Origin of the sequence: Sinorhizobium sp. M4_45 (genome assembly GCF_002885915.1) — a bacterium.
Lineage (GTDB): Bacteria > Pseudomonadota > Alphaproteobacteria > Rhizobiales > Rhizobiaceae > Sinorhizobium > Sinorhizobium meliloti_A.
Genome location: NZ_NWVE01000002.1, coordinates 447,531 through 470,478 on the forward strand (window position 1 = coordinate 447,531; position 22,948 = coordinate 470,478).

The 22,948-nt window shown below is 62.8% G+C and carries 23 protein-coding genes and 1 pseudogene; 13 read left to right on the top strand and 11 right to left on the bottom strand.

Annotated elements, in window-relative coordinates:
• Positions 1 to 33: 33 nt before the first annotated feature.
• The 7 genes from CN933_RS07790 to rnhA all read left to right on the top strand — a co-directional run bounded on the left by CN933_RS07790 (position 34) and on the right by rnhA (position 4,920).
• Positions 34 to 912, top strand: coding sequence for a cytochrome c oxidase subunit 3 (locus tag CN933_RS07790; protein WP_026168551.1), 879 nt, complete (start codon positions 34 to 36; stop codon positions 910 to 912).
• Positions 913 to 1,007: 95 nt separating this feature from the next.
• Positions 1,008 to 1,109 carry a L,D-transpeptidase gene (locus CN933_RS07795; protein ID WP_234704903.1) on the top strand — a complete coding sequence of 34 codons (102 nt, stop codon included), beginning with the start codon at positions 1,008 to 1,010 and terminating at the stop codon, positions 1,107 to 1,109.
• Positions 1,106 to 1,489, top strand: a complete 384-nt coding sequence (locus tag CN933_RS07800) for a DUF983 domain-containing protein (protein WP_018094906.1) — start codon at positions 1,106 to 1,108, stop codon at positions 1,487 to 1,489. Before CN933_RS07795 ends, CN933_RS07800 begins: the two co-directional genes overlap by 4 nt.
• On the top strand, positions 1,458 to 2,225 hold the full coding sequence (locus CN933_RS07805; RefSeq protein WP_018094449.1) for an SURF1 family protein: 768 nt from the start codon (positions 1,458 to 1,460) through the stop codon (positions 2,223 to 2,225). Before CN933_RS07800 ends, CN933_RS07805 begins: the two co-directional genes overlap by 32 nt.
• 92 nt (positions 2,226 to 2,317) lie before the next feature.
• The gene (gene ispH / locus CN933_RS07810) at positions 2,318 to 3,328 is read left to right on the top strand and encodes a 4-hydroxy-3-methylbut-2-enyl diphosphate reductase (protein WP_033047244.1); all 1,011 of its coding nucleotides are present in this window, start codon (positions 2,318 to 2,320) and stop codon (positions 3,326 to 3,328) included.
• A gap of 153 nt (positions 3,329 to 3,481) precedes the next feature.
• Entirely contained in the window at positions 3,482 to 4,462 is a 981-nt protein-coding gene (locus CN933_RS07815; RefSeq protein WP_018094451.1) for a homoserine kinase, read from the top strand.
• A complete protein-coding gene (gene rnhA, locus CN933_RS07820) occupies positions 4,459 to 4,920 on the top strand; it encodes a ribonuclease HI (RefSeq protein ID WP_018094452.1) in 462 nt (153 codons plus the stop codon). The genes CN933_RS07815 and rnhA overlap by 4 nt, the downstream gene beginning before the upstream one ends.
• Positions 4,921 to 5,127: 207 nt before the next feature.
• On the opposite strand, the gene CN933_RS07825 is transcribed toward rnhA, so the two are convergent.
• Complete coding sequence (locus CN933_RS07825) at positions 5,128 to 5,613, bottom strand: peroxiredoxin (RefSeq protein WP_018094453.1); 486 nt, start codon at positions 5,611 to 5,613, stop codon at positions 5,128 to 5,130.
• 55 nt (positions 5,614 to 5,668) lie between these two features.
• Positions 5,669 to 6,496: a protein-disulfide reductase DsbD domain-containing protein gene (locus CN933_RS07830; protein ID WP_018094454.1), complete on the bottom strand. Its 828-nt coding sequence runs from the start codon at positions 6,494 to 6,496 to the stop codon at positions 5,669 to 5,671.
• A 203-nt stretch (positions 6,497 to 6,699) separates the two neighbouring features.
• Between CN933_RS07830 and CN933_RS07835 the strand changes: the two genes are divergently transcribed.
• Positions 6,700 to 7,305, top strand: a complete 606-nt coding sequence (locus CN933_RS07835; protein WP_018094455.1) for a YqgE/AlgH family protein — start codon at positions 6,700 to 6,702, stop codon at positions 7,303 to 7,305.
• A 144-nt stretch (positions 7,306 to 7,449) separates the two neighbouring features.
• Here CN933_RS07835 and CN933_RS07840 read toward each other — a convergent pair whose 3' ends face one another.
• The 4 genes from CN933_RS07840 to thrC all read right to left on the bottom strand — a co-directional run bounded on the left by CN933_RS07840 (position 7,450) and on the right by thrC (position 13,961).
• The gene (locus tag CN933_RS07840; protein WP_102761394.1) at positions 7,450 to 10,362 is read right to left on the bottom strand and encodes a sensor domain-containing phosphodiesterase; all 2,913 of its coding nucleotides are present in this window, start codon (positions 10,360 to 10,362) and stop codon (positions 7,450 to 7,452) included.
• The gene (locus CN933_RS07845; RefSeq protein WP_018094457.1) at positions 10,362 to 10,973 is read right to left on the bottom strand and encodes a GNAT family N-acetyltransferase; all 612 of its coding nucleotides are present in this window, start codon (positions 10,971 to 10,973) and stop codon (positions 10,362 to 10,364) included. Before CN933_RS07845 ends, CN933_RS07840 begins: the two co-directional genes overlap by 1 nt.
• A 270-nt stretch (positions 10,974 to 11,243) precedes the next feature.
• Positions 11,244 to 12,545 (bottom strand): M16 family metallopeptidase, encoded by a 1,302-nt coding sequence (locus CN933_RS07850; protein WP_018094458.1) that lies wholly within the window; start codon positions 12,543 to 12,545, stop codon positions 11,244 to 11,246.
• Positions 12,546 to 12,560: 15 nt separating this feature from the next.
• Positions 12,561 to 13,961 (bottom strand): threonine synthase, encoded by a 1,401-nt coding sequence (thrC, locus tag CN933_RS07855; protein WP_018094459.1) that lies wholly within the window; start codon positions 13,959 to 13,961, stop codon positions 12,561 to 12,563.
• 349 nt (positions 13,962 to 14,310) lie between these two features.
• Here thrC and CN933_RS07865 point away from each other — a divergent pair, with 349 nt between their 5' ends.
• Positions 14,311 to 14,856: a hypothetical protein gene (locus CN933_RS07865; protein WP_026168553.1), complete on the top strand. Its 546-nt coding sequence runs from the start codon at positions 14,311 to 14,313 to the stop codon at positions 14,854 to 14,856.
• Positions 14,857 to 15,084: 228 nt separating this feature from the next.
• On the opposite strand, the gene CN933_RS07870 is transcribed toward CN933_RS07865, so the two are convergent.
• From CN933_RS07870 to CN933_RS07880, 3 genes are all read right to left on the bottom strand, one after another.
• Positions 15,085 to 16,191: a branched-chain amino acid ABC transporter substrate-binding protein gene (locus CN933_RS07870; protein WP_018094462.1), complete on the bottom strand. Its 1,107-nt coding sequence runs from the start codon at positions 16,189 to 16,191 to the stop codon at positions 15,085 to 15,087.
• A gap of 155 nt (positions 16,192 to 16,346) precedes the next feature.
• The gene (locus CN933_RS07875; protein ID WP_100674567.1) at positions 16,347 to 17,042 is read right to left on the bottom strand and encodes an HAD family hydrolase; all 696 of its coding nucleotides are present in this window, start codon (positions 17,040 to 17,042) and stop codon (positions 16,347 to 16,349) included.
• Positions 17,043 to 17,225: 183 nt separating this feature from the next.
• On the bottom strand, positions 17,226 to 17,909 hold the full coding sequence (locus CN933_RS07880; RefSeq protein ID WP_026168554.1) for an ArsR/SmtB family transcription factor: 684 nt from the start codon (positions 17,907 to 17,909) through the stop codon (positions 17,226 to 17,228).
• A gap of 168 nt (positions 17,910 to 18,077) precedes the next feature.
• Here CN933_RS07880 and CN933_RS07885 point away from each other — a divergent pair, with 168 nt between their 5' ends.
• Positions 18,078 to 19,208 carry a site-specific DNA-methyltransferase gene (locus CN933_RS07885; RefSeq protein WP_018094465.1) on the top strand — a complete coding sequence of 377 codons (1,131 nt, stop codon included), beginning with the start codon at positions 18,078 to 18,080 and terminating at the stop codon, positions 19,206 to 19,208.
• A gap of 133 nt (positions 19,209 to 19,341) precedes the next feature.
• On the opposite strand, the gene CN933_RS07890 is transcribed toward CN933_RS07885, so the two are convergent.
• On the bottom strand, positions 19,342 to 19,998 hold the full coding sequence (locus tag CN933_RS07890) for an HAD family hydrolase (protein ID WP_018094466.1): 657 nt from the start codon (positions 19,996 to 19,998) through the stop codon (positions 19,342 to 19,344).
• Between the two features lie 71 nt (positions 19,999 to 20,069).
• A complete protein-coding gene (gene mutY, locus CN933_RS07895; RefSeq protein WP_102761395.1) occupies positions 20,070 to 21,170 on the bottom strand; it encodes an A/G-specific adenine glycosylase in 1,101 nt (366 codons plus the stop codon).
• A gap of 89 nt (positions 21,171 to 21,259) precedes the next feature.
• Here mutY and CN933_RS07900 point away from each other — a divergent pair, with 89 nt between their 5' ends.
• From CN933_RS07900 to CN933_RS07910, 3 genes and pseudogenes are all read left to right on the top strand, one after another.
• Complete coding sequence (locus CN933_RS07900; RefSeq protein WP_026168555.1) at positions 21,260 to 21,766, top strand: DUF721 domain-containing protein; 507 nt, start codon at positions 21,260 to 21,262, stop codon at positions 21,764 to 21,766.
• 110 nt (positions 21,767 to 21,876) lie between these two features.
• Positions 21,877 to 22,686 carry a DsbA family protein gene (locus tag CN933_RS07905; protein WP_018094469.1) on the top strand — a complete coding sequence of 270 codons (810 nt, stop codon included), beginning with the start codon at positions 21,877 to 21,879 and terminating at the stop codon, positions 22,684 to 22,686.
• A 77-nt stretch (positions 22,687 to 22,763) separates the two neighbouring features.
• A pseudogene (locus tag CN933_RS07910) lies at positions 22,764 to 22,916 on the top strand (DUF559 domain-containing protein); the annotation flags it as partial.
• Positions 22,917 to 22,948: the final 32 nt, after the last annotated feature.

Below are 22,948 nucleotides of genomic sequence, written 5' to 3' on the forward strand. Positions count from 1 at the left end.
GGCGACAAGAGAGGACTATCGGGGGTTATCGACATGGCCGGAGCGCATCAGAAGCAACACGACTATCACATCATCGACCCGAGCCCGTGGCCGCTGCTTGCCTCCATCGGAGCCTTCATCATGGCCTTCGGCGGCGTCGGCTACATGCGCTATCTCTCCGGCGGCTCGTTCAAGTTGTTCGGGCTTGAGTTCGCCAACCCGTGGGTCTTCTTCATCGGTCTGGCGCTGATCCTTTATACCATGTTCGGCTGGTGGTCGGACACCATCAAGGAAGCGCATGAGGGCCACCATACCCGCGTCGTGTCGCTGCACCTGCGCTACGGCATGATCATGTTCATCGCTTCCGAGGTGATGTTCTTCGCTGCCTGGTTCTGGGCATTCTTCGACGCCAGCCTCTTTCCCGGTGAAGCGATCCAGGCCGCGCGCGCCGAGTTCACCGGCGGCGTCTGGCCGCCCAAGGGCATCGAGGTCCTCGATCCCTGGCACCTGCCGCTCTACAACACCATCATCCTGCTGCTCTCCGGCACGACGGCGACCTGGGCGCACCATGCGCTGCTGCACAACGACCGCAAGGGCCTCGTCTACGGCCTGACGCTCACGGTCCTGCTCGGCGTTCTCTTTTCCTACGTGCAGGGCTACGAATATGCGCACGCGCCGTTCGCATTCAAGGATTCGATCTACGGTGCGACCTTCTTCATGGCGACCGGCTTCCACGGTTTCCATGTGCTGGTCGGCACGATCTTCCTGCTCGTCTGCCTGCTGCGCGCCCTGCGGGGCGACTTCACGCCGAAGCACCACTTCGGCTTCGAAGCGGCGGCCTGGTACTGGCATTTCGTCGACGTCGTCTGGCTGTTCCTCTTCTTCTCCATCTACATCTGGGGTGGCTGGGGCGCGCCGATCGCCCACGGCTGATGCCGTTTTAGCTTTGTTGATGACGGGGCGGCCGAGAGGTCGCCCCGTTTCGTTTGAACATAGGGTATTTCGGTCGGCCGGCGTTTTTGACGCAGATGTTCGATTGGACGAATGGCTGCATTGCCGTTACCAATGCCGAGATGGACGAAATCCGGGACATGGTTCCCGACAATACCGCGATCGTGACCAAGCCATGAACGAAGACAATGCGCTCTACCCGCCCGTCGACCCCGTGATGACGGGAATCAAGGGCCTTTGCCCCCGCTGCGGCCAGGGAAAGCTCTTCGACGGCCTGCTGAAGGTTCGGCCGGCTTGCAGCAGTTGCGAGCTCGATTATGGGTTCGCGGACTCCGGCGATGGCCCGGTCGTCTTCGTCATCCTGATCGTCGGTTTCGTCGTCGTCGGCGCGGCGCTCTGGATGGAGATCAACGTCAACCCGCCGCTCTGGCTGCATTTCCTCCTGTGGATACCGCTTGCAACCATCTTGAGCCTGGCGCTGACGCGCCTGCTGAAGGGCGTGCTCATCAATCTGCAATACCGAAACAATGCACGCCCGGGTGAAATCGACCGTGGTTGACGAGCGCATGCCGGCCCCGCACAGCCGCGCCGGCCGTCGGGCGGGCATTGTCCTGGTGCTGGCCGCTTTCGCCGTGCTCGTGTCGCTCGGTACCTGGCAGATGCAACGGCTGCATTGGAAGGAGGCGCTGATCGGTGCAATTGCCGAGCGGCGTTCGGCGCCGGCCGTCTCGCTCGACAAGATCGAGGCCATGGCCGCGGCCGGCGAAGACATCGACTACCGGACGGTGCATGTGTCCGGCGTGTACGACCACGGCAAGGAGCGCCATTTCTTCGCCACCCATGAAGGCCGTACCGGCTTCTACGTCTTCACGCCTCTCATGCTGGCCGATGGCCGGGCGATTTTCGTGAACCGCGGCTTCGTCCCCTTCGAAAAGAAGGACGCCTCCACGCGGGCCGAAGGGCAGATCGCCGGAAGTGTGGCGATCGACGGCCTGGCGCGGCCGAAGCTTTCCGGAAAGCCGTCGTCGCTGGTACCGGACAACGATGCCGCCAAGAACATCTTCTACTGGAAGGACCTCGATGCGATGGCGGACTCTGCCGGCATCGCATCCGATCGCGTCGTTTCCTTCTTTATCGATGCCGATGCATCGGAAAATCCCGGCGGCCTTCCGATCGGCGGCGTGACCCAGTTCGATCTGCCGAACAATCACCTGCAATATGCGCTGACCTGGTACGGCCTTGCAGCCGCCCTCGTCGCCGTCAGCGGCATCTACGTCTATCGGCGCAGGCGGTAGGACGCGCCGGTTCTTCCTTGTGTGCCCGGTCGTTGCCGCTATATATGGCGCATGCCGACATCTGGTTTGTTCGTTCCACTGGCGTTTTCATGATGGCCCCATCCGCAGCAGCAAAAACCCCGATCACCATCCGCCTCTGCGGGCCGCGTGGCTTCTGCGCGGGCGTCGACCGGGCGATCCAGATCGTGGTGCTCGCGCTCAAGGAGTTCGGCGCGCCGGTCTATGTCCGCCATGAGATCGTGCATAACCGTTACGTCGTGGAGGGGCTCGAAGCCAAGGGGGCGATTTTCGTCGAGGAGCTCGACGAGATCCCGCCCGAGCACCGCGAGCAGCCCGTGGTCTTCTCCGCCCATGGAGTGCCCAAATCCGTTCCGGCCGATGCGGACGCGCGCAATCTCTTCTATCTCGACGCCACCTGTCCGCTCGTCTCGAAGGTGCACAAGCAGGCGATGCGCCATCATCGCATGGGACGCCACGTCGTGCTGATCGGCCATGCCGGACACCCGGAGGTTATCGGCACCATGGGACAATTGCCGGAGGGGGCGGTCTCTCTCGTCGAGACCGTCGAGGATGCCGAGGTCTATATGCCGCCGGACCCGGACAATCTCGGCTTCGTCACGCAGACGACGCTCTCGGTCGACGACACCGCCGGCGTCATCAGACGGCTGCATGAGCGCTTTCCGAACCTGACGGCGCCTGCGGCCGATTCGATCTGCTATGCCACCACGAACCGGCAGGAAGCGGTGAAGCAGGCGGCGCCCGGCTGCGACCTTTTCCTGGTCGTCGGCGCACCCAACTCATCGAACTCGAAGCGCCTCGTCGAAGTTGCGTTGAGGGCGGGGGCGAAGAAAGCCGTTCTCGTCCAGCGCGCCTCCGAAATCGACTGGGCGACGGTGGGGGATATCTCGATGGTCGGGTTGTCGGCGGGTGCTTCCGCACCGGAGGTGATCGTCAACGAGATCATCGAAGCGTTCCGCGAGCGCTACGATGCCACGGTCGAGCTTGCCGACACGGTGGAGGAAAACGAGCACTTTCTCGTCAACCGCGAGCTCCGGCACGTCGAACTCACGGGGGCCGACATGGCCTTCGTCAACGGCGAGTAGCTCGGCCAGAGCATGTCGATGTTTCAAGGAAACACTGAAATGCTCCCCATTTGAACCAACGCACTTCCGGACGGAAAACCGTTACACGCTTTCCCTGGAAGTGCTCTAGCCGCTTAATATCTCGCAATTCGCATCTCTGGAAAGTAACGCGCCTTGGCAGTTTATACCGATATCACGGAAGACGAGCTGATCCGTTTCCTCGCCGCCTACGAGGTTGGATCGCTGACCTCCTACAAGGGGATCGCCGAAGGCGTGGAGAATTCGAACTTCCTTCTCCACACGACCGAGGGGGCCTATATCCTCACGCTTTACGAGAAGCGGGTAAACGCCGACGATCTGCCGTTTTTCCTGGGCCTCATGCATCACCTCGCCCAGCGGGGGCTTTCCTGCCCGCTTCCCCTTCCACGCGCCGACGGCAAGCTTCTCGGAACGCTCTCCGGAAGACCTGCGGCCGTGATCTCGTTTCTGGAAGGCATGTGGCTGAGGAAGCCCGAGGCGCAGCACTGCCGCGAAGTCGGCCGGGCGCTCGCATCGATGCACCAGGCGGGCGAGGGCTTTGCCCTGCAGCGCCCCAACGCGCTCTCCGTCAAAGGCTGGCGACCGCTATGGCGGAACTCCGAAGCGCGTGCCGACGAGGTTCAAGCCGGCCTCAAGGACGAGATCGCGACGGAGCTCGCCTTTCTCGAGGAGCATTGGCCGAAGGATCTGCCGGAAGGCGTGATCCACGCTGATCTCTTCCCGGACAACGTGTTTTTCCTCGGCGATCGTCTTTCCGGCCTTATAGATTTCTACTTCGCCTGCAACGACTTCCTCGCCTACGACGTCGCCATCTGCCTGAACTCCTGGTGCTTCGAGAAGGATGGCTCCTACAACATCACCAAGGGCATGGCGCTGCTTTCCGGCTATGAGAGCGTGCGGAGATTGACGGCGGAAGAAGTAGAGGCGCTGCCGCTGCTTGCGCGCGGATCCGCACTCCGCTTTTTCCTGACGCGCCTCTATGACTGGCTGACGACGCCGCCGGGCGCGCTTGTGGTCAAGAAAGATCCGCTCGAATATCTGACGAAGATCCGATTCCACCGCGCCATCGTCTCGAGCGCCGAATACGGCCTCAGACGCGAAGAGGCCTCGGCATGAAGCACGTCGACATCTTTACCGACGGTGCGTGCTCGGGAAATCCGGGACCGGGCGGTTGGGGCGCGGTCCTGCGCTACGGCGACGTGGAGAAGGAATTGTCCGGCGGGGAGGCGGAGACGACGAACAACCGCATGGAGCTTCTTGCGGCGATCTCTGCCCTCAACGCGCTCAGGCAGCCCTGTGAGGTCGATCTCCATACCGACAGCAAATATGTCATGGACGGGATCTCCAAATGGATACACGGCTGGAAACGCAACGGCTGGAAAACCGGCGACCGGAAGCCGGTAAAGAACGGCGAATTATGGCAGGCGCTCGATGAGGCGAGGAATCGTCACAACGTGACTTGGCACTGGGTGAAGGGCCACGCCGGTCACCCGGAGAACGAACGCGCCGACGAACTCGCCCGCAAGGGCATGGAACCGTTCAAGAGAGCGCGTCGCGCCGACGCGGTGAAGTGAATTCGGATGGGATATAATGGGAGGCTGTGATTTCACTTGCGGCTGCCCCTCTTCCTAGGGTTCGACCCGGACCAGTCCAGCCCCTCTTCCCCGCAGGCGGGGAAGCGGGACCTTCGGGGCATGCCGCTTGTCCCTTCGCCCCGCGTGCGGGGAGAAGGTGGCCGGCAGGCCGGATGAGGGGCAAATGCTTGCAGTCCGCCTTCAGAATCAGAGCAGCTCAAGCATCGCGGCCGCACCGGAAGCGGTCGCCTGTCCCGGGCTTTCCTCGACGTTCAGCGCCTTGACGACGCCGTCTTCGACCAGCATCGAATAGCGTTTCGAGCGGATGCCGAGCGTGCCGGCCGAAAGATCGATCTCCATCCCGATCGCCTTGGTGAAGGCGGCATTCCAGTCCGAGAGGAAATGGATCTTGCCCATGCCGCCGGAGTGGGTCGCCCAGGCGCCCATCACATGCAGGTCGTTGACCGCGACCACGGCGATATCGTCGACTCCGCGCGCAAGAATGGCGTCGCGATTTTCCAGATAGCCGGGCAGGTGGTTGAGCGAGCAGGTCGGGGTAAAAGCACCCGGCACCGCGAAAAGGACCACGCGTTTGCCCTTGAAGAGCTGCTCTGTCGTTACCTCGACCGGGCCGTCTGCGGTCTTCTCCTTGAAGGTGGCGTTGGGCAGCTTGTCTCCGACGGCAATGGTCACTGGTATCTCCTCGTTTCTATGCAGCAGTGGTGTTTCGCAGGACTATAGGATCGGCTCAATCAAAGGCAAGCGTCGTTTCCATGCTGCGGCTGCCCGCGCGCAGGGTGAGCGTGATCGGCTTTCCCGCGACGTTCTTGTCCTTGCCGGAGAGCTTCACCGGAACGTCGGCCCGGCGCTCGGCGCCCCGCGCATCGTGAAAAACCGGCGCGCCGAAAAAGACGCCGGACGGCCCGGCGAGAAAGAGATCGGCTGGCCCGGCAGCCGCATCCGGCGGCAACACGAACTCAATCCGCAGCTTGCCGGCTGACGCATCGAATTTCGAGGTGACCACCCTGAAGTTCTCGGATGGCTGTTCCGGCAGGGCGGAGAGCGCCTTCTCGATGCGCGCACCGTCGAGCGGATTGTCGAACTCGCCGCTTTTGAGCGCAAGGGTCACATCGCCCTGCACGGGAATGCAGATATCTTCGCAGATGCCGAGGAAGACGGAGGCGCGGATGGTGACGTCGCCGCCGTTGCCGGTTTTCCTGAGCATCAGCGGGAAAGCCACCGGCGCGTCATATCCGGTGTAGCGCCCGGGTCCTTCGCCGAACGTCTTCGGCGCTGGAAAGCGGATCGACCGCAGCAAGACGCCGCCGGAGGGATCGAGGGTCAGTTGTGGTGGTATGCCGCTGGCGCCGGGATCGCGCCAATAGGTCTTCCAGCCGGGGTTCAGTCGAACTTCGAGAATGGCGGGAATGATACCATCCGGGTTCGGGTGCGAAGCGACAATGCGGAAAGCGCCGCCGGGCGAGGTCACCCATTCGCTGGCGGCTCCATAGGACTGGGCAGGCAGAAAAAAAGCGAGGAGAAGGCTTGCCGTCGCGATGCGCTGGGCCATCTTCATTGGGGTCGAGCGTCGGGTCATGGCCAAGCTGTATCGCGTTTCGCCCTTGGTCTCCAGCGGTCCCGATATGCCGCTGCGATCATAATTGCTTGATCGGCAAGACGAGAGCATGGACAGGGTGTCGCTTGCGTGGGCGCAAATATCGGCGAACGCCGCGTAGAAGCGCTTTTCATTTCGTCGCGAATTGATAGGCTATCATCATCATGGCGAAAAACGTGCTGAATACGATACGCGAACGTGGCTTCCTTGACGGTCAATTCCTGATCGCCATGCCCGGCATGTTCGACACCAATTTCGCCCGGACGGTCATCTTCGTCTGCGCCCATTCGGAAGACGGGGCGATGGGTTTCATCCTGAATCGTCCGCAGCGCCTGACCTTCCCGGATGTTCTGCTGCACCTGCAGCTTCTCGACCCGGATGAGGCCATCCGCCTGCCGTCGGCTACGCGCGAGTTCCAGATCCAGGCCGGAGGCCCCGTCGAGACCGGGCGCGGCTTCGTGCTGCATTCGGACGATTATCTGAGCGACTCCAGCATTCCGGTCAGTGACGACATCTGCCTGACGGCGACGCTCGACATCGTCAGGGCGATCTCGCGCGGGGAGGGGCCTCTCAAGGCCACCATGCTGCTCGGCTATGCGGGATGGGGCCCAGGCCAGCTGGAGGCCGAAATCACCCAGAACGGCTGGCTGACCTGCCCTGCGCAGGAGGAGCTGATCTTCAGCCGGGACCTCGACGAGAAGTACGACAGAGCGCTGGCCCTGATGGGTGTCAGCCCGGCGATGCTCTCGACGGACTCAGGCCACGCTTGATTGCCCCCGGCCGCCTGCCGTCACCTTCTCCCCGCAGGCGGGGCGAAGCGGCAAGCGGCGGTCGCTCGATCATCTCTCAAGCCAGCAGCAGGAGGAGCGTGCCGCTTGTCCCTTCGCCCAATGGGCCATCAGGGGGCAGATGCCTCACGCCCGCTTCATCAGCGGAAATCGCTCCTTCAGGAGCCTCAGGATCGATTCCGATCCCACCGGCGGACCGAACAGGAAGCTCTGACCGTAGTCGCAGCCCATCTGCGCGAGCTGGATCGCATCCTCCTCGGATTCGATTCCCTCCGCGACCACCCGCATGTCGAGCTCGCGCGCCATCGTGATCACCGAGCGCAGGATGACCGCGCGCTTGTCGCTTGGATCGCGGACCAGCGCCTTGTCGATCTTGATCGTGTCGAAAGGGAAGCGGGTGAGATAGGAGAGCGACGAGTGGCCGGTGCCGAAATCGTCGAGCGCCAGCCGCAGCCCGGCTTCGCGGAGCTTTTCAAGCACGAGCCTGGCCTGCTCGGGGTTCTCCATGACAAGCGATTCCGTCAGTTCCATTTTGATCTGCGCCGGATCGCAGCGGCTCTTGCTGAGAATCGCGCGCATGTCGTCATAGAGTTCGTTGTTCAGAAGCTGCGCGCTCGACAGGTTGATCGAGATGAAGATCGGCAGGTCGCCGGTCTGCGCCTGCCACTCGGCAAGATCGCTCGTGGCCTTGTCGAAGGCGAACAGACCCAGCTGGTTTATCAGGTCGGAATTCTCCGCGATGGGGATGAATTCAGTCGGCGAGATATTTCCGCGCTTCGGATGGTCCCAGCGCATGAGCGCTTCGAAGCCGGCGATTTCGGCATCGCTGAGGCGGACGATGGGCTGGTATACGAGGGAAAGCTCCTTGCGTTCCATGGCGCGTTTCAGGTCGGCTTCGAGCTGTAGGCGGTCCGAGCCGGAGGTCCGGAAAGCCGGACGGAACGGTTCGACCCGGTTGCCGCCCGCCTTCTTGGCGCGGAACATCGCAAGCTCGGCATCGTCGAGCAGTCCAGCAGCGCTCTGCTCCTGATCGAGCCATGAGACGAGGCCGATCGAAGCGGTCAGGTTGATCTCCCGATTTCCGTAGTTGAGCGGGACCATGATCGCCTTGCTGACCGCATCGGCGAAGTCGGCGATCTTGGGCGGATCGCGTTCGGACATGAGGATCAAGCCGAACTGGTCGCCACCGAGACGCGCGAGCGTGTCCTGCGGGCGCAGAAGCCTGCGCAGGCGGCGCGTCAGCGCGATGAGGACGTTGTCGCCGGCGGCGATCCCGAGCATGTCGTTGACCTGCTTGTAGCGGTCGATGTCGATGGCAAGCACGGTCGGGCGTATCGAGTTGCTGCCGTCGCCCATCAGGAGGATCGCCTGCAGGCGATCGAGAAAGACCTGTCTGTTCGGCAGGCCGGTCAGATTGTCCAGAAGCGCGTTGTGCAGGAGCCGCTCGACCGAATTGCGCTGTTCGGTGATGTCGTTGATGGTTCCGACGCATCGGATGATTTCGCCATTGGCGCCGAGCACCGGGCGCGCCCGGATCGAGAGCCAATGATAGTGGCCATCCTCGGCGCGCACGCGGAATTCATGGTTGAGCCGCCCGCGGCGATGCTCGAGCAGGACGTCGAGCGTTGCGCGGAAACGGTCGCGGTCGTCGGGGTGCAGCCGCGGCACCCAATTGCGCACCGGACCGTTCATCGTTCCGAGCGAAAGCCCGAGTTGGTGCGAGATATCGGGAATGGTAACGACCCGGTCGCGCGCCACGTCCCAGTCCCAGACGGTATCGCCTGATCCCGTGAGTGCCAGCGCCTGGCGCTCGAGATCGGAGAACAGGCCGAGCTGATAGGCCCCGCCGGAAAAGGCGTGCTGCATGACGGTGAAGCCGATCAGAAGCACGATGAGCACGAGGCCGCCGCCGAGTGCCGGCTGCACGATGTCGTTGGCGAGTTGACCGGTCACCGCGAGCCAGGCGCCGAACAGCCACACAAGGATCAACAGCCAGGCGGGAACGAGAAGGATCGCGCGGTCATAACGGTTGAAGCCCAGATAGGCGATCAGCACGATGCCGACGGTTGCCGTCAGCGCGAAGGACAGGCGGGCGATGCCGGAGGCGATCGCCGGATCGTAGACGGCGACGCCGAAGAGCAGCCCGAGGCCGAGAATCCATGCGAGCGTCGCGTAGCCGAGATGCTGATGCCAGCGATTGAGATTGAGATAGGTGAACAGGAAGACCACGAGACCGGCTGCGAGGAACACCTCCGTGCCCGCTCGCCATATGCGCTCGTCGTCGGCAGTCACGGCGATGAGCTTCGAAAGGAAGCCGAAATCGACGCAGATATAGGCAAGCACGGCCCAGGCGAGCGCGGCGGTAGCCGGCAGCATCGACGTGCCCTTGACGACGAAAAGGATCGTCAGGAACACCGCGAGCAGCCCGGCAATGCCGAGCACGATACCGCGGTAAAGGGTGAAGGCGTTGACGGTATCCTTGTAGGCGTCCGGCTGCCAAAGATAGATCTGTGGTAGCTCCGGCGTGGTGAGTTCGGCAACGAAAGTGATGACCGCACCCGGATTGAGCGTGATCCGGAAGACATCCGCTTCTTCGCTCGGTTGCCGGTCCAGCGCAAAACCCTCGCTCGGCGTGATCGAGAGTATTCGCTGCGAGCCGAGGTCGGGCCAGAAGAGTTTCGAATTCACGAGCCGGAAATGCGGTGCGACGATAACGCGTTCGAGCTGCTCTTCCGAAACATTTGCGAGCGCGAATACGGCCCAGTCGCCCTGGTGGTTTTCCGTGCTGGAACGCACTTCGATGCGTCTGACGATGCCGTCCGTGCCGGGGGCGGTCGAAACCTGAAAGGCATCGCCTCTGCCGCTGTAGATCTCCGTCGTGGCGGTAAGGTCGAGCGCCGTGTCCTCGCGCGAGATCTTCACCGGCTCGAGCGCATGCGCAACGCCGCCGCCAAGACCAAGGGCGAAAACGACGAATGCGACCAGAAACGCCGCCAGCCTTGCGGCTGGCCATGCGAGCGGCTTACGGGTCAGGGGCATCAAAGGGGCAAATTCCTGTTGGGTACGGCATCGACGGAGAGGAGCGAAAACATCAAATGGTCCCGCCACTGCCCGTTTATCTTCAAATACTGTCTCAAATAGCCTTCACGCTCAAAGCCGGCCTTTTCAAGGAGCCGGATGCTCCGTGCGTTTTCTGGAATACAGGCTGCTTCGATACGGTGCAACTCGAGCCCCGTGAAGATGTAGGGGATCGTCAGCTTCAAGGCCTCGTACATATGACCCTGTCCGGCATGTTTCTGGCCCATCCAGTAGCCGATCATGCAGTTCTGCGCAGCACCGCGGCGGATATGACCGATGGTGAGACCGCCAAGCAGCGTTTCGTCCGGCCTGTGGAAGAGGAAGAGCGGTACGGCCTGACCGGACGCGAATTCCTGCTCGTTGCGATTGACGCGGCTGCGAAAGGCGCCTTCGGTCATTTCGTCGGCGCGCCAGGTAGGCTCCCACGGCTCCAGGAAGGCGCGGCTTTCGCTGCGCAACCGATACCATTGCCGGTAGTCGGCGTAGCGGGGGAGGCGGAGCAGGTAATGCTGGCTGGCGATCTCGACCGTATCCGGCTGCCGCGAAAGGAACCGAAAAACCGATCTTGTCATCTATGCCTCCAGGCCAATACCGCGTCGGCGCCGCCGCAGTTCGGTCGAACCGAATGCATGTCGCCCAGACAATATGCGGCGGTTGGGACGACCTGCACGAGAACAATGCCCTAATGCGCGTCGGATGAGTCCGATCGAACGCGACGCGCTTCAGGGCACTGTCTCAATGCGAAACGTTGCACAAGTTTACGCCCAAATCGAATCCGATTTTAAGAATTGTACAAGGAAAACGAGGACGTTGAAGGAAGGCATGCGACCGGCAACGACCGGTCAGCTCGCCGCAGCATGGATAGCGTCCGCCTTAGCGGTCAGCGAGGCCAATATGTCGTTCAGGGGAGCGAGCTGCCCGAGCGGCCCGATGGCCGACAACGTCGGAACCGTGTCGAAGAACAGGCGGCCGGCCAGGTCGGTCAGGCGCTCGATGGTGATGCCCGACAGGCGTTCCATCAGTTCCTCATTAGGAATGGGCCGGCCGTACAGCATCATCTGCCGTGCGATTTGTCCCGCACGCGCGGCCGGGCTTTCCTGGCCCATCAGCAATTGCGCCCGGATCTGTGCGCGGGCACGCTCGATCTCCTGCTGATCGATGCTCAAGGACGACTTGCGCAATTCATCGACGATCACCGGCATCAATTCCGGCAGGTTTTCTCCGCCCGTTGCCGCATGCACGCCGAAGATGCCGGTATCGGAAAAGCCCCAATGGAAGGCGTAGACCGAATAACAGAGGCCTCTATGTTCGCGCACTTCCTGGAACAGGCGGGAAGACATGCCTCCGCCGAGGATGTTGGCAAGGATCTGCGAACAATAGAAATCACGCGCGTGATAGGCCTTGCCTTCGAAGCCGAGCAGAACCTGCGCGTCCATCAGGTCGCGGCTCTCGCGGCTGTCGCCGCCGGTGTAGCGCGCGGTCTCGATGACGGGAGCGCAAACGGGTTCGGCGGGCAGGGAGGCGAAACGCTCCTCCACCTGGCGCACGATGGTGTCGTGATCCACGGCGCCGGCGGCAACGATGAAGGTGCGGTCGGTCGTATAGTTGCGGCCGAGATACTGCCGGATCTGATCCGCGCTGAAGGACATCACCGTTTCCGGCGTGCCGAGAATCGGCCTGCCGACCGTCTGGCCGCGATAGGCGGTCTCGGCAAAGCGATCGAAGACGACGTCGTCCGGCGTGTCGTCCGCCGCGCCGATCTCCTGCAGGATGACCTGCTTCTCGCGACGGAGCTCGTCCGCCTCGAAGGTCGATTCCGTCAGAATGTCGGCGAGGATATCGACCGCCAGCGGCAGATGGTCCTTGAGCACGCGGGCATAGTAGGAAGTCGTTTCCGTCGAAGTTGCGGCGTTGACCTCGCCGCCCACATTCTCGATTTCCTCGGCGATCTGGCGGGCGCTGCGCCGCCTCGTGCCCTTGAAAGCCATGTGCTCCAGGAGATGCGCAATTCCGTGTTCATTCACGGTTTCGTTGCGCGAACCGGACTTGATCCAGACTCCGAGCGCCACGCTTTCCAGATGCGGCATTCGCTCGGTAACCACCGTCAGCCCGGAAGGGAGCCGGGTGCACTCAACTTTCATCATCCGTGATCTTTCGCTCTATTCCCGAACGCGGGTACGCTCGCCGATGAAGGTTTCGACGCTCTTGAGCTCCGGATCCAGGATGTCGAAACGCTCCGCCCTAGTCATGAGATCAGCAAGCCACGTCGGAAGCGCGGGGTCAATACCACTTGCCGATTTTACTGCGGCGGGGAATTTTGCCGGATGGGCAGTCGCAAGGGTGACCATCGGGGCGGAGTTCTTCTCGTGCTTGGCTGCCACGAAAACGCCGATTGCCGTATGCGGATCAAGGAGATAGCCGGTTTCGTCGAAGGTCTTGCGGATCGTCTTCGCCACATCTTTCTCCGAGGCGCGGCCCGCGCGAAATTCCTTGCGGATTTTTTTCAGCGCTGCGTCGCCGAGCGTGAACGAGCCGGATTGCCTGAGGCTCGCCATGGCTGCGCGGACTTCCGCCGGATCGCGCTCGTTCGCCTCGAAGATGAGCCTTTCGAAGTTCGACGAGATCTGGATGTCCATCGAAGGCGAGGTCGTCGCCTTGACGTCGCGCATCTCGTAGCGGCCGTTCTTCAGGGTGCGCGCCAGAATGTCGTTTTCGTTGGTGGCGATGATCAGCTTGTCGATCGGCAGACCCATGCGCTTGGCGACGTAGCCTGCGAAAATATCGCCGAAATTGCCGGTCGGCACGGTGAAGGAGATCTTCCGGTCGGGCGCGCCGAGAGCGACCGCCGTCGTAAAGTAGTAGACGATCTGAGCCATGATACGCGCCCAGTTGATCGAATTGACGCCGGAAAGCTTCACGCGGTCGCGGAAGGCCTGGTCGTTGAACATGGCTTTGACCAGGTTCTGGCAATCGTCGAAATTGCCCTTCACGGCGACCGCGTGCACGTTCGATGCCGTGGACGTGGTCATCTGTCTTTGCTGCACGGGCGACACTTTGCCCTGCGGAAAGAGGATGAAGATATCGGTGCGATCGCGGCCGGCGAAGGCGTCGATCGCGGCGCCGCCGGTATCGCCGGAAGTCGCTCCCACGATCGTCGCCCGCTCACCCCGTTCGGCAAGGACATAGTCCATCAGCCGGGCGAGCAACTGCATGGCGACGTCCTTGAAGGCGAGCGTCGAACCGTGAAAGAGCTCCATCACGAAAGCGTTCGGTCCGGTCTGGACGAGGGGTGCTACGGCCGGATGACGGAAAGTGGCGTAGGCCTCGTCGATCATCTCGCGGAACTTGGCCGCCGGGATTTCGCCATTGGTGAAGGGTTCGAGAACGGTGAAGGCGATCTCCTGATAGGATTTGCCGCGCAGCGCCCGGATCTCTTTTTTCGAGAGCGCCGGCCATTCCTTCGGCAGGTAAAGTCCGCCGTCGCGGGCAAGTCCCGCCAGAAGAGCATCGCAAAAACCGAGAGAGGCCGCTTCTCCCCGTGTTGAAATATACTTCACCATCGTCTTCCTTCGTCGTTTGCGCGTCTGAATGAGACGCGCGGCGCTGCAGGCGCTTTTGCGTCAGTCCCTGGCAAATCGCGCGGCCATTCTTGTCACCGTGGCAATTTCACGTCGGTTTCGGAAATTTCGGTTGGGGAGCGTGGACCGGTCGATTTTTGATTTCGCCGCTGATATAGACGATGCCCGAAGGTCAAGAAAGGCCTCCAGCCGTTTTCGGCCCTGAGCTCGAGTTGACCCGAGGCGGTCTCGAGCTCTCGCCCGTTGAAGCCGGCCGCGGCGAGTTTGGCTTTGTTATAAGCCGAAATCATCGCGGTTTGGGAGTTCGTCCGTTCAGTAGAGGTTGTGCAACGTGTCTGGCAAAGTATTTCGCCGTGTTCTCGCAGTATCCCTTCTTTTGGCCGCTGCCGGCTGTAACAAGACGCAATCGGGCGGCGCCATCGACGCCGGCGGAAGCGCGACGGCGCCGACGCCTGCGGTGATCCAGGCGGCCTGCCCGCCGATCAGCCTCCGCGACGGTACCTCCTCCTACCGCACCTATGCAAAGGGTGCCAAGGACGATCCGAGCAAGATTGTCTATCAGGCCTCGCTTGCCGATACGACGCGCCAATGCGTGCAGAGCCCGGACAAGCTGACGATGACGGTCGTGGTGCAGGGTCGCGTGGTCGCCGGTCCCGCCGGCGGGCCGGGCAGGGTGACGCTGCCGATCCGCGTCGCCGCCACGGATGGCGAGAAGACGCTTTATTCGGAGCTCACTCAATATCCGGTCGAAGTGCCGGCGGGCAGCGCCACCACCCAGTTCGTTTTCACCAAGGCCGATGTGACGCTTCCTGCCGGCGCCGGCGCCGAAGCGAAGGTCTTCGTAGGATTTGACGAAGGGCCGTACAGGACCAAGTAACGGGGCGGTTCGAGGGTAGGCTTGCCCCTCGCCCTAACCCTCTCCCCGCAAGCGGGGCGAGGGGACGAGAACAAGGGCAGCCGCGCATTCCCTTCGCCCCGCTTGCGGGGAGAAGGTGGCCGGCAGGCCGGATGAGGGGCAAATCCCGCAGAACTCAGCCCATTCCTCAAAAAAACGCCGGGTCAGTTCACAGTGACCCGGCGTTCGTATTTCTCGTTCAGCGGCCGCTTACTCGACCGCGACGCTCTGGCCGCCTTCCCACTTGTAAAGCGAGAAGCTTGGCGAGGTGAGATCGCCGCTTTCGCCGTAGGTCAGCTTGCCGATGACCGTGTCGATCGCGTCGCCGGATTTGATGGCGGTGGCAACGGCAGTCGCGTCGTCGGGCGAGCCCGCCTTCTCGATGCCCGCCTTGAGAACCTGCACGGCGGCATAGGCGTTGAGCGTGAAGGCTTCCGCGGGGATGTTCTTGGCCTTGAGGGCCTCGATCACCGGGGCGGCGGCGGGGTTGCGGGTGGCGTCGCTGGCATTGGTGTAGACGGTGCCCGATGCGGCTTCGCCGCCGATTGCCCAGAACTCGGTGTTGGAAAGACCGTCGCCGCCGAGGAGCTGCGCCTTCACGCCCTGGTCATGCATCTGGCGAGCGAGCAGCCCGCCCTCCGCGTGATAGCCGCCGAAATAGACGACGTCGACGTTCTCGGACTTGAGGCGGGTGACGATCGCCCCGAAGTCCTTCTCGCCGGGCGTCAGGCCCTCATAGACCACCTCGGTGATGCCGCCTGCGTTGATCGCAGCCTTGAAGCCGTCGGCAAGACCCTTGCCATAGGCTCCCTTGTCGTGAAGGACCGCGACGCGCTTGTCCTTGAAGTTCTTGACGACGTAGTCGGCGGCGACGACGGCCTGCTGATCGTCGCGTCCGCAGGTGCGCAGAACGTTCCACAGGCCGCGGGTGGTCAGGTCCGGGGTCGTTGCCGTCGGCGTGACCATCAGGATACCGTTTTCCGCCAGCACGTCGGATGCCGGCATCGAGGTGCCGGAAAGCACCGGTCCGACCACGTATTTTATGCCTTCGCCCGCCAGCTGGTTGGCGACCGAGACGGCCTGCTTGGGTTCGCCCGCGTCGTCGACGATCTTGACGACAAGTTTCTCGCCATTGACGCCGCCGGCGCTGTTGATCGCTTCGACCGCCGCTTCGGCGCCGTTCTTGACCTGCTCGCCGAAGGCCGCAACGGGACCGGTGAGCGGCGTGATGACTCCGATGGTGATGTCGGCATGGGCGAGCGGCGCAAACGCGACGCTGGCCGCCAGGGCCATTCCGGTCAATCGTGAAAGACGCATTGTGTTTCCTCCTTGGAAAATTCCCCCTTCTGGGGGTTTGCTTGATATGCCCGCGCGCAGTCTGAAAATCGGCCGATTCTCGGAGGAAGTCCATGCGGCTTCAATGCGGCATGGAGTCTTCGCCCGCCCTAAGCCGTCCCCCTAAGCAGTCCCCCCTAAGCCGTCATGGACTCCGACCATTCCGCGAGCGCGGCGATTACTCCGGGAAGCGCCGCCATTCGCGAGATGACCGTTTCGGCACCGGCTTCCGTCAGCTTGTCCGCATGGGCTGCGAACGTATGCGAACCGCCGGTAAAACCGACGACGCGCATGCCCGCCGCGCGGGCGCCATGAATGCCGTGAACCGAGTCTTCGATGACAAGAACGCGTGCCGGATCGACGCCGAACTGGGCGGCCCCATGCAGGAAGATGTCCGGCTTCGGCTTGACGCGATCCGGCCCGAGATCGCGCGCGGAATAGATGTGCTTGCCGAAATGATCCTTGATTCCGACTTTGCCGAGCATCATCGCAAGCCGTTTGGAAGTGGAGTTGGAGCAGATGCAATGCGGAAGCGTCAGTTGCATGAGTGCCGGCCGCACGCCTTCGATGATCTTGACGTCGCGGGCAAGCCGCATGTCGAGAATGGCATCGACCTTGTCGATCAGCGAGGCGGAGAGCGGAATGCTTGCTTCCTTCTCGACCGCCAGCAGCGTGTCGCGCCAGGTCATGCCGGAAAAGCGTTCGGACATTTCCTCGATGCTGATCGGATAGCCCGCTTCCGTCAGCAGTCCGGCCTCGACTTCCGAAGCGATGATTTCCGAGTCGACGAGCACGCCGTCGCAGTCGAAGATGATGAGGTCGATACCGGTCATAAATCGGTTCCTTGGGAGAAAGGCGCCGCCGGCAGGGGAGGAGCTGAAAAGCGGCGCGGGAAACGGTGTTCGCAGCTTTATACGATGGCGGATCAAAGCTCAACCTGGGCAGGAGATGGAGAACCGGCGATTGTGGCCGATTCAACTCACAATCGCTGCAGCCGACGGTGCAAAACGTCGTGATCACCGCGGGAAGAGCTCCAGAAAGGACTTCTCGCCTGGCGCCGTAAAGCGAACTGCACGGCTGCTCTGCTCCCGTTTCGCCCAGCCCTTGTCGATGAAGAGCGTCAGCAACGCTTCCCCGAGCGAGCCGGCGAGATGCGACCGCCGCTCGCTCCAGTCGAGGCAGGTGCGGCAGATCGGCCGCCGGGATTTCCTGAGCGCGGCGTAGTCGATCCCGAGCGACTCGATGCGGACACGCCCGGCATCGGTCAGGGCCAGATCGTCGTCGCCCGTCATTTCGATCTGCCGGGCGGCGATCAGGCTGTCCAGCATGCGCACGCCGTAATCGCCGGCAAGATGGTTGTAGCAGACGCGTGCCTTGCGCAGTGCCGGGTCCTTCGGTCCGGGCCGCGAGCGCGTCAGGCCGCGCCCGGCGGCAAAACCCATGAGGCTTTCGAGCATGAGGCCGACCTCGTCCTCGCTCAGCGCGTAATAGCGGTGCCGGCCCTGCTTGCGCTGTGTCAGCAAGCCGCCCGCCTCCAGCTTGGCGAGGTGCGAACTGGCGGTCTGCAGCGTGATGCCGGCCTGGGCTGCGAGCTCCGTCGGCGTCAGCGCCTGGCCGCCCATCAGAGCGGTCAGCATGTTCGCGCGTGCAGGATCGCCGATCAACGAGCCAATAAGAGCTATGTCCGGACCTTCCTTCATACTTCGATGGTAGTCGAAGTATCGCGGGCCGGCAAGTCCCGGACGGCGCCGCCTGGACGACGGCCCCTGCAGCGACGCAGATTTTTCCGGCGCCTTCAGGCTTTGGTAACCATCTTCGGTAACCATAAGCCTATCGTCAGTCCGAGTAAGCGTATTTGCGAGTTGCCAATGTCATCAGTTGTTTCGCTTGCCGAAATCTCCCGTGCCGCCCGTCCGTTGAACTGGCTGGACAGCATCATCAAGGGAGATTGCGTGGCCGCGCTGAACGCGCTTCCCGATCATTCGGTCGATGTCGTCTTCGCCGACCCGCCCTATAATCTTCAGCTCGGCGGCACGTTGCACCGGCCCGACCAGTCGCTGGTCGATGCAGTGGACGACGATTGGGACCAGTTTGCCTCCTTCGAAGCCTATGACGCTTTCACCCGCGCCTGGCTGCTTGCCTGCCGGCGTGTCCTGAAGCCCACCGGCACGCTCTGGGTCATCGGCTCCTACCACAATATCTTCCGGGTCGGCGCGATCCTTCAGGACCTGCACTTCTGGGTCTTGAACGATATCATCTGGCGCAAGACCAATCCGATGCCGAACTTCAAGGGCCGCCGCTTCCAGAACGCGCATGAAACGCTGATCTGGGCGACGCCGAACGCCAAAGCCAAGGGGTATACCTTCAACTACGAAGCGATGAAGGCGGCGAACGACGACGTTCAGATGCGCTCCGACTGGCTGTTCCCCATCTGCTCCGGTTCCGAGCGGCTGAAGGGAGACGACGGTAAGAAGGTACACCCGACACAAAAGCCGGAAGCGCTGCTTGCCCGCATTCTGATGGCCTCGACCAAGCCCGGCGACGTCGTGCTCGACCCGTTCTTCGGCTCCGGCACCACCGGGGCGGTCGCCAAGCGCCTCGGCCGGCACTTCGTCGGCATCGAGCGCGAGCAGGACTATATCGACGCCGCCGCCGAACGTATCGCGGCCGTGGAGCCGCTCGGCAAGGCCACGCTCTCGGTCATGACCGGCAAGAAGGCGGAGCCGCGCGTCGCCTTCAACACTCTGGTGGAAAGCGGGCTCATCAAGCCCGGCACGGTTCTGACGGATGCGAAGCGCCGCTACAGCGCGATCGTTCGCGCCGACGGCACGCTTGCGTCCGGCGGCGAGGCCGGATCCATTCATCGCCTCGGCGCGAAAGTGCAGGGCCTCGACGCCTGCAACGGCTGGACCTTCTGGCACTTCGAGGAGGGAAGCGTGTTGAAACCGATCGACGCGCTCAGATCCGTCATTCGAAACGACCTGGCAAAACTGAACTGATCAACCAGTTCCGCCTGGGTCTTCGATAAGCGCCCCCCTCCGGTTTTTGTACCTTCAGTCCCGGATGAGCGCTTTAAACGCCCGGAATCCGAAGAGGATTCCGGGCGTTTGTATCAATTCTGGCGTCGGCCGATTACGGCACGGCGGCCGCTGTCAGCGCGGGTGCCGCCCCGGAAGGCTGGATACCGTAGGCCGCCAGATCGGCCTTCAGCCTTTCTGCGCCGGTGAACTGAACCGCGTGCCAGCCGGCCGCTTGCGCGCCTTCGACATTGGCGGCGCTGTCGTCGATGAAGAGCGTCGCGCCCGGATCGAGATCGAAGGTCTTCGCGTGGGTCCGGTAGATGGCGAGATCGGGCTTGATGAGCCGCACGTCGCCGGAGACCGTAACCCCGCGCGGCAGGGTCAGGAAGGGATAAAGCTTCTGCGCCTCCCGGAAGGTGTCGGAGGCGAAATTGGTCAGCATCGTGACGTCCCAGCCGTCGGCGATCAGGCTTTCCATGATGGCGACCGTCCCCACATAGGCGTGCGGCACCATTTCATGCCAGTGCCGGCGAAAGGCGCGGATGTGATCTTCCCGTTCGGGATGATTGCGGATGAGGAGTGCCTCCGCCTCTTCCCAGGAGCGGCCGCGATCCTGCTCTATGTTCCAGTCTGACGTGCAGACATTGGCGAAAAACCAGTTGCGTTCCGCCTCGTCCGGTATGAGGCGGGAATAGGGAAGGTTCGGATCGTAATGGATCAGCACTTTGCCGATGTCGAAAACGATGTGGCGGATGTCGATGCTGCTCATTGGTATTCCTGCCGATCCTTGGCTTGCGACGGAAATTGGGCCGGAGCGGCCGCAAAGCGCTCGCCTTGCATTTAGCCCGCTTCGAACGCATGCGGTATAGCCTTGGCGATTGCCTTTTTCATGACAGTCGGAAGCGCCTGCGCCTTGAGCGAGGCGAGCGGCTCCCACCATCCGCTCGTGCCGGTCCGCGCCTCTCCGACATTGGCGCGCCAGACCCTGGCCCGAAAGACGGAAAGGTGCAACTCGAAATGCGTGAAGACGTGGTTGACGGTCCCGCACGGCTCCCACGCTGCCGGGAAGGGATGAGCGTCAATCGAGGTGTCGCCGTCGCGGCGCGCCGTCCAGTCCGTGCCGGGCACTTCTGTCATGCCGCCGAGGAGGCCCGTTTCGAGGCGCTTGCGAAGATAGACCGCCTCGAAGCCGTCGACGGCGACGAAGGCCGCACCCCGGCGCAGCGGCTTCTCCTTCTTGGCTGCCTTGCGCGGAAATGTCTCCGGGTCGGCTGTTTTCAGGGCCCGGCAATCCGCGCGAAAGGGACAGAGGGCACAGGCAGGCCGTTTCGGCGTGCAGATCGTCGCGCCGAGATCCATCATCGCCTGCGCGAAATCGCCCGGCCGATCGGCCGGGGTCAGCGCGTGGACGAGGGCCCGCATTTCGGGCTTGGCCGCGGGCAGCGGCGTCTCGACGGCATGGAGGCGCGAGATCACGCGCTCCACATTTCCGTCGAGAACGGCACTTGCCCGGTTGAAGGCGATCGCGGCGATGGCTGCGGCGGTGTAGTCGCCGATGCCCGGCAGCGCTTTCAGCCCCTCTTCGCTATCGGGAAAACGGCTGCCGTGATCGCGGGCGACCGCTTCGGCACATTTCTTCAGGTTTCGCGCGCGGGCGTAGTAGCCGAGGCCGGCCCAGGCCTTCATCACATCCTCGGTGTCCGCAGCGGCAAGGTCGCCGACCGTCGGCCACAGGGTGAGGAATTTCTCGAAATAGGCTTTGACTGCCTGGACCGTCGTCTGCTGAAGCATCACCTCCGACAGCCAGACGCGATAGGGGTCGGCAACCGCACCTTTCCGCGCCGCTGCCGGCGAGACCCGCCATGGAAGGTCGCGGTGGTGGCGATCGTACCATTCGAGAAGAAGTGCGGCGCTCGCCGCCTGTGGAAGATCGCGCATCATTTGCAGGGAGATCCTTTTGCGGCCTATACTTGGCCGATGCCGGCTCGAGCCGCAAGGTTCGATCGAAATTGCAAACAGAAAGTCGTTCCGTGAGTGAGAGAAAGGCCCGCAAGGGCGTCGTTCAGATCAGCGAAGTTGCCAACGGCCTGATCGATCCGGTGCTGGCGAAGCGTGCCGGCATCAACACGATGCTGCTCGGGTCGTGGGACGAAATCGCGGGCGCGGAGTTCGCCGATTGCACCCGGCCGGAAAGAATTGCCTGGCCGCGCCGCGCTTCCGAGATCGCCGGCGAAGGCGGATACCAGCCGGGTGTGCTGACGGTCGCGTGCGAAGGCGCCCGGGCGCTTTTCCTGACCCATGCCCAGGGCGAGCTGATCCAGCGCATCAACGGCTTCTTCGGTTTCCACGCAATCGGCCAGTTGCGCATCGTCCAGAAGCCGGTCGCACCGCCGCCCAAGCGCTACAGCCGCCCGCTGCCCCTTGTCGGCGAGGCTGCCCGGCGGCTCGAAACCATGGTGGAAGGCGTCGAAAGCGACGCGTTGAAGGCGGCGCTGAAGCGGCTCGGCACTGCCGTTCTGTCGACGCCGCGGCGATGACGGTCACGATTGTTTGAACGCTGTCGAAACACCCCCTCTTGTCGCCCCGCACGTGGCAAGTTATCGAAATCACGCTTCAATTTCCCTCGAGTAGAACACGGGTCCTGTCCATGTCCGCTTCCCAAACAAGCCTTCCGAAACGCCTGCTGAGCGGCGTCGCCGTTGCAGCGCTCGCTCTGGCGCTCGCAGCCTGCAGCGATGAAAAGAAGGAGGCGGCTTCAACGACGCCCGCCGAGACCACGGCGAGCACCGATGCGACGACCACCGCCTCGACGTCTCAGGCGCCTGCCGCCGCGAGCGAGGCGAAGCCGGCGACCGAAGTGGCGCAGGCCACAACCCCTGCCGCCAAGGTCGAGTTGCCGAAGTCGGAGGGCAGCGTCGACATGGCGAAGCTCCTGGAGCCCGGAGCGCTGCCGGAAATGGCGCTCGGAGAAGCCAATGCGCCGGTCACCATCGTCGAATACATGTCGATGACCTGCCCGCATTGCGCCAATTTCCACAACGATACATTCGACGCGATCAAGACGAAGTATATCGACAGCGGCAAGGTACGCTTCATCGTTCGCGAATTCCCCTTCGACCCGCGCGCGGCAGCCGCCTTCATGCTGGCGCGCTGTGCGCCGGAGGGGCAGTATTTCCCGATGGTTTCCATGCTGTTCAAGCAGCAGGAGCAGTGGGCGGCTGCGCAGAACGGCCGCGATGCACTCCTGCAATTGTCGAAACTCGCCGGTTTTACACAGGAGAGCTTCGAGGCCTGCTTGACGAACCAGAAACTTCTGGATGATGTGAATGCAGTCATGCAGAGGGGCGCCAAGGAATTCGGGGTCAAGTCGACGCCGACCTTCTTCGTCAACGGTGAGCACTATTCGGGGGACATGTCGGTTGACGTTATGTCGGCCCTCATCGACAGCAAGCTCTGATCCTTCGCTTTCAATTCCGACGGGCGACGGCGGCAGCCGTGCGCCCGTTTTTTGTCTCCGGTCGGTGGGGCTTCGCCATGCCTCACGCTGACGTATCGCCGGAAGTTCGCGGCAACGCCCGCCGCATGCGCAATGCCATGACGGAGGCGGAAACCAAGCTCTGGAATGAACTGCGTGCGCATCGGCTGATGGGGCTTGGTTTTCGCCGGCAAGTTCCGATCGCCGGTTACCGGCAGGGCAGAGGGGGGTATGCGCCGCCGTC